At 66.8% G+C, this 5,756-nt stretch carries 6 protein-coding genes and 1 pseudogene; 2 read left to right on the top strand and 5 right to left on the bottom strand.

Features of this window, described 5'->3' with window-relative positions; genetic code table 11:
- Positions 1 to 339: 339 nt before the first annotated feature.
- From xerC to ACFYX0_RS46365, 4 genes and pseudogenes are all read right to left on the bottom strand, one after another.
- Positions 340 to 1,557, bottom strand: a complete 1,218-nt coding sequence (xerC, locus tag ACFYX0_RS46380; RefSeq protein WP_388981515.1) for a tyrosine recombinase XerC — start codon at positions 1,555 to 1,557, stop codon at positions 340 to 342.
- Positions 1,557 to 1,739, bottom strand: coding sequence for a helix-turn-helix domain-containing protein (locus ACFYX0_RS46375; protein ID WP_388981512.1), 183 nt, complete (start codon positions 1,737 to 1,739; stop codon positions 1,557 to 1,559). Before ACFYX0_RS46375 ends, xerC begins: the two co-directional genes overlap by 1 nt.
- Positions 1,736 to 2,329, bottom strand: a pseudogene (locus ACFYX0_RS46370) (replication initiator); the annotation flags it as partial. The pseudogene ACFYX0_RS46370 and the gene ACFYX0_RS46375, both read right to left, overlap by 4 nt.
- Positions 2,330 to 2,463: 134 nt before the next feature.
- Entirely contained in the window at positions 2,464 to 2,694 is a 231-nt protein-coding gene (locus ACFYX0_RS46365) for a hypothetical protein (protein WP_361653774.1), read from the bottom strand.
- 125 nt (positions 2,695 to 2,819) lie between these two features.
- On the opposite strand from ACFYX0_RS46365, the gene ACFYX0_RS46360 reads away from it, so the two are divergent.
- On the top strand, positions 2,820 to 4,163 hold the full coding sequence (locus ACFYX0_RS46360) for a hypothetical protein (RefSeq protein WP_388981509.1): 1,344 nt from the start codon (positions 2,820 to 2,822) through the stop codon (positions 4,161 to 4,163).
- On the opposite strand, the gene ACFYX0_RS46355 is transcribed toward ACFYX0_RS46360, so the two are convergent.
- Positions 4,141 to 4,674: an NUDIX hydrolase gene (locus tag ACFYX0_RS46355; RefSeq protein ID WP_361653770.1), complete on the bottom strand. Its 534-nt coding sequence runs from the start codon at positions 4,672 to 4,674 to the stop codon at positions 4,141 to 4,143. The genes ACFYX0_RS46360 and ACFYX0_RS46355 overlap by 23 nt on opposite strands.
- Before the next feature lie 402 nt (positions 4,675 to 5,076).
- Between ACFYX0_RS46355 and ACFYX0_RS46350 the strand changes: the two genes are divergently transcribed.
- Complete coding sequence (locus ACFYX0_RS46350) at positions 5,077 to 5,472, top strand: hypothetical protein (RefSeq protein ID WP_388981507.1); 396 nt, start codon at positions 5,077 to 5,079, stop codon at positions 5,470 to 5,472.
- Positions 5,473 to 5,756 lie beyond the last annotated feature (284 nt).

Here is a 5,756-nt window from a genome sequence, read left to right as displayed (position 1 = left end):
TCGCCCTCGTCATGCTCACCCTCGCCGGCCCCCGCCCCCAGCTCCCTGGACGCCAACCCGCCCCAGCATGACCCACACATACGGCAGGAGAGCCCCAAAAGACTCCAGCAGGCGGGCGGTTCGTGCTAGTGCTGCACGCGCCTACGGATCAGAAGGTTGCAGGTTCGAATCCTGCCGAGTGCGCAACAGTTCAGAGGCCCTGTGGAGTGATCCACAGGGCCTCTGGGTTTTGCTTTGACGGCAGTGTTTGACGGCAACCGCCTTCGAGGGCGATACGGGGCGGGTCAGATGGCCACCGGGACACCGGCCGCGCCGTCGTCATCGTCCGGATCGTTGCCGTCATCCCTGAGCGCGTCCCCGACGCGGTCGAAGGCGGAGCGCTGGGAGTCGAGCCGTACGAAGGTGTAGATGTCCATGGTCACGCGGATGGAGCTGTGGCCCAGGACTTCCATGATCATGCGAGCGTCGGCGCCCTGTTCGTGGAGGAGCGAGGCGCAGGTCATGAAAGCGGACCTTGCGGACGCCGGCGCGGACGCACAGGGCGTCGAAGGAGCGGTTCAGGTTGCGGGGCTCGATGGGGGTCCCGTTCTTGGTGGTGAAGACGAGGCCCTGGCCCGTTTCCTTCCAGTTGGCGCCCGCGGCCTTCCGGTCGGCGATCTGCTGGGCACGCTGTGCGCGGAGCGCCGTCACGCACTCGGACGGCAACGCCACGTGACGGGCCGAGCGCTGCGTCTTCGACGCGACGATCAGCAGCTCACCGCCGACCCGCTGCAGAGCCTGCCGGACAGTGAGGACCCCTTCGTGGAGATCCACGTCCGACCAGCGCAGCCCCAGCACCTCACCGCGCCGCAGGCCGATACGGACCGCCAGCTCGTACGCGGCCCACAGCCGGTTGTCACGGGCCGCCGCCAGGAGTTGACGCCCCTCCTTGGCCGTGAGCGGTTCGATCTCGCGCTTCGTGCCCATGCTCAGCTCTACGTTCCGGGCCACGTTGCGGGGCAGCTCGTCCTCACGTACGGCGTGCTGGAGAGCGGCCCGAAGGATCACCAGCAGGAAGCGCACCGTCCGGTCCGAGGCAAGCTTCTTGCAGCACTTGCCGAGCGCGCAGCAGCGCCGCTTGTGCTCCGGTCGCTTCTTGTCCTTGCCCTGCGCGCAGCACTGGCAGGTGGCCGCCGTCTTCGTGAGGAAGGCGCGTATGTCGCGCGCGGTGAGGCGGACCAGCTTCTTCTTGCCGAAGTCCGGGGTGACGTAGTTGCGGACGAGGGACTCGTAATTGACGTACGTAGTCCTGCGGACCTTGCCCTGGGCGACGTTCACCAGCCAGTACGTCAGGTACTCGGCGATCGTCATCTTGCTCGTGGCGACCGGCAGGCCGTTGAGGGAGTCTGCCTTGAGCCTGATGAGCTTCTCGTGCGCGTCGTCCCAGGTCTTGCCGTAGACGCTGCGCCGCTTGTACGTGCCGTCCGTCGTCAGGACGTACGCACTGCCCTCCCAGCGGCCGTCCTTGCGCAGATAGATGGTGCCCTCGTTGTTGGCGTTCTTCTTCGGCTTGGCCATCAGGCGGCTTCCTGTTCGGTGCGGAGGGACACGTAGGCGTCCACGGCGGCTTCGCTGATACGGCGGCAGCGGACGATCTTGAAAGAGGCGAGTTCGCGGGAGCGGATCAGGTCGTGGACCTTCCAGCGGCTGATGCCGAGACGCTCGGCGACCTGGTCCACGGTGAGCACGGCGGCCGTCATGCGGGCACGAGTCCTTCCTGCTTGAGGCGTTGCGTATGAGCTATGTCGTGGCGGACCTGGGCAGCGAGGAACTCTTCGCCGGGGCGGTAGCCGCTGCTGAGGTAGGTCCAGAACGAGGCGGTGACGAGGGTGCTCTCGTCGGTGGTGGGGAGGCCAGCGCGAGCGCGAGCGGCTTCGGCCTGGGCGAGGCGCCAGGCGCGGCGTACGTCGCGGAGTGCGCCGAGGGTGGTGGAGTAGGCGCGCGACTTGCTGGAGAAGCGGCCGCGGAAGCCGAGCATGTGGGCCCACTTCCAGAGCTTGAGTTCGGCGAACTCCGGCAGGTGGCCCAGGTCCCAGGCGGTACGGATCATCTGCCGTACGTGCTGCTGGACAGGCAGGGCCTTGATGGGTTCCGCCTGTCCGGTGCCGTCGCAGTCGGCGCACAGGTCGCGGAAGCCGTCGGGGCCGCGTACGTAGCCGCGTCCCTGGCAGGGGCGGCACATCAGGGTGCGGTCGACGGTGCCCGCGCCTTCAGCGTTCTTGGTGGCGTACTTGGCGACGTATCCGGCGACCTTGGCATCGGTGAGTTCGCCGTCGCCCAGGGTGGAGAGGAGCCGGGGAACTGGCACCCGTTCGGGGCGGCCGGTCTACTGGCTGGTACCGAGAGCCATACCGATCACCAGGCCGCACGACCCGCTGATCACGATGATGAACAGGACTCCCGCGTACCGGCCGATGGCGCGCATCACAGCCGATCCCGACTGTTGCTGTTCTTGATGGCCAGGCGTGCGCTCAGTTCCTCCCGCGCACTCGGCGCCACCACGTGGTCCGGCAGGGCATCCCACTCCCTGCCGCCGCCGATCGGCCGTATCTGCACCCGGCCGCCGACCTCACCCATGACGATGCCGATCCGGCCGCGGGCGCTGTCCTTCGCCAGTTCACCGATGCCTGGTCTGGTCTGCTGGTTGCTCGCCATGCAAGGAGCATCGCGATCAGGAGGCCGCCGTCGAAAGGTCAGGCTGATTACCCAACTTGGGTAACATCGCGGGAAGTAGAGAACCAGCGACGTTGCGTAGCCCTCGCAGTGTGGGAGCTTGCCCAATGCCCGACGCCGACCGGCCGCAGGAAGTGCCTGCCAGGCTGCTCACCGATCCCGAGATGATCAATGCGTGTCGGGTACGGGACTTCGCGAGAGTCTTCCGGCTGGTGAAGATCAAGGCGGGCATCTACCCGTCGATGATCGCCAGGCGATGCAATCTGACCCCCAGCCGCGTTGGCGAAGTGATCGCCGGACGACGCCAGCTGCAACACATCGACGTCATCGAGCGCATCGCGGATGGTCTGCGCATCCCGGGGCAGATGCTGGGGCTTGCCCGGCGTCCCTGGGAGACACCCCAGGCCCTTGTGGTCACCGAGCGCCAGGCACCCGAGGAGCAGGCGGAGGCTGAGAACCAGACTCCCGCTTCTCTGCCGGGGCCAGACGTAGACGGCATCTTGGCGTTGGCTACCCGCACGAACTTGAGCGTGGCCACGCTTGAGGCGTTCCGTGCGTCCATCGAGGACTACTGGCGACGGGATGACCAGCACGGCGGAGAGGCGCTGAGGCCGGCCATCGTCGGCCAGCTGCGTCATGTGGTGGGCCTCTTGAAGGAGAACCGACGGCCCTCAATCCAGAACGGACTGTACGGTATCGCCGCCGAACTGGCCCGCCTCACCGGCTGGACCTACTTCGACGCCCGCCAGTACAACCAGGCCCGCGCGTACTTCACCGAGGCCCTGCAACTGGCCAAGGAGATAGACGACCGCGAGTTCATGGCCAACGTCCTCGCCTGCATGAGCTTGCAGGCGACGTACCAGGACAAGCCCGCGGACTCCCTAGCACTCGTGACCGCCGCCCAGGACCAGGCCCGCTCAGCCCTGGGCACGACCCCGCGCGTTCTGTCGATGCTGTCCATGCGGGAGGCCTTCGCCCACGCCACCCTGGGCGACGAGACCTCCACGCATCGGTCGATCGGGGAAGCACACCGCCACTTCGAGCGGATCCAGCCGACCGATCCGGACCCGGCATGGGTGTCCTACTTCGACGAGCCGAAGCTCATCGTGGACACGGGTATCGCCCACGGACGGTTGGGAGAAGCAGCGAAGGCAGAACCCTTGATCGCGGATGCTCTGCGCCAGGAGGACAGCACCAACCAGCGCGGCCGTGCGTTTCACGCCTTCTGGTTGGCGCGTACACAGCTGGACCAAGGCAAGTTGGACCAGGCCTGCCACACCGCCACGCAAGCTTTGAAGGCCGCGTCGGTGGTGTCCTCAGAGCGAGTATCAGGCCATCTCAGGGAGTTCTACGACCAGCTGGCCCCGCACAGGCAAGAGCCCGTAGCCCTGGTCTTCGAGGCTCGGCTACGGGAACTCCTCCCACCGGTCAGCGGATCGCTTCGTCCATGAGCAGGTACAGCAGACCGACCAGCGATCCACTGCTCACGATCTCGCGGCGGTCGATCATCCCCCGCACCTCGGAGAGGGGGATCCACTCGATGCGGTCGGACTCGTTCTTCTCCGTGGGCGGCCCGGCGTAGGTGGCGCCGTCCACGCGGAAGACGTGGTGCTGCGAGTCGGTGATGCCGTTGGCCGGCTCGGCGTAGATCAGGGGCTTGATGGGGCCGGGGCGCCAGCCCGTCTCTTCCAGAACTTCGCGCGCCGCCGCCTCTTCCGGAGTCTCGCCATCCTCGACCAGGCCCATGGGGAGCTCCCAGGCCCACGAGTCGGTGATGAAGCGGTGTCGCCACATCATCAGAACCTCGTGGCGGTCATTGACCACAGCGGCCACAGCCAGGTGCCGGAGGCGAACGACGTGGTACTCCCACCTGCGCCCGTCTGGCTGCTGGACGTCGACCAGACACAGATTCACCCACTTGTTGGTGTAGATCTGCCGCTCGCCATGGGTCTTCCACTGCATGAACGCCGCCCCTCTCACACGATGCATCCAGCATTCCAGAGCCAAGCGACGGACGAGTACAAGGTTCGCGTCAAGGTGACGAATGCAGCGTCGATGGGCTCGCCGGTGAGCGGGACCGCAGCCTCGGATCCCCTGGCCGGGTTCCGTTTGGAGCGGATGTTGAGGTTCGGACTCGCGCTCTCAGCTTGGGAAGCTGAGATGATCTCAGACTCCCCTGTGGGCCTGACGTGCGGCGGAGGGGTTTCGATGTCTGGGGGCGGCCCCGTTGCCTCTCCGATGTTCCCCGCGTTCCCCGTAGGACCTGGCACACGCAATGGTTCGATGACCGTGGCGGACGCGTGCTCGTTGGCAGTCTCGGCACCCCCTTGCCGTCCCGATGCGCCGTCCTGCGAGAGTGGTCCCGTGCTGCTGGATCCTGAGAACACTCTATTCGTCCGTGGTGCCACGCCTGTGCTCCTGCTGGCCGACGCGCCTGTCCACGATGCCCTGCCGCTACTGCGCGCGCCGGACGGGGCGGTGCCCCTGTGCGAGGGCTGGAACATCGTTCCCCGACTCACCCTGTGCGTCGTAGACGGACCTGGAGACCACGGGCTCGTCGTCCCCGCTCTCGCCGCGCCGGTGGTCGGCGGAGCCGACGACGGTACGGCACCGAGCGACATGGGCGACTGGTGCGCGGATGCCGAGCAGGCCGGCGGAGCAGTCGTTCTGTCTTTGGACCACCTGCCTGAGGCACTCGACTGGTCTGCCCTGTTGTCCTCGGGCACCGCCCGCGGCGGCTTCATGCCTGCGCTGGCCTGACCGAGGAGCGTCGGACTCGCGAAGCAGCATTACGCCTGCTGGCTTTGCGAGCCTTGAACTCTGGACTGCCTCGTCCCGAAGCAACTTGGGCGGGCGTGCTGCCTTGGTCTGGTGCACCCCTTACCTGCGCCGATGGTCCGCAGACGTTCGCGCTCGTCCGCCGTTGTTCGCTGGCGTTGTCACGCAGTTAGAAGCTGTTGTCTTTTCGATCTTGAGAGATGCGCTTCGAACGGGAGTCTCGATCGGGTGGTCGCTGACCGCTGGGCGCATGCGAGTGGGGCCTC

This window comes from Streptomyces sp. NPDC002573, from assembly GCF_042889625.1.
GTDB lineage: Bacteria > Actinomycetota > Actinomycetes > Streptomycetales > Streptomycetaceae > Streptomyces > Streptomyces gibsoniae.
Note: the sequence above shows the minus strand (reverse complement) of the source record. Positions and strands in the feature narration are given on the sequence as shown.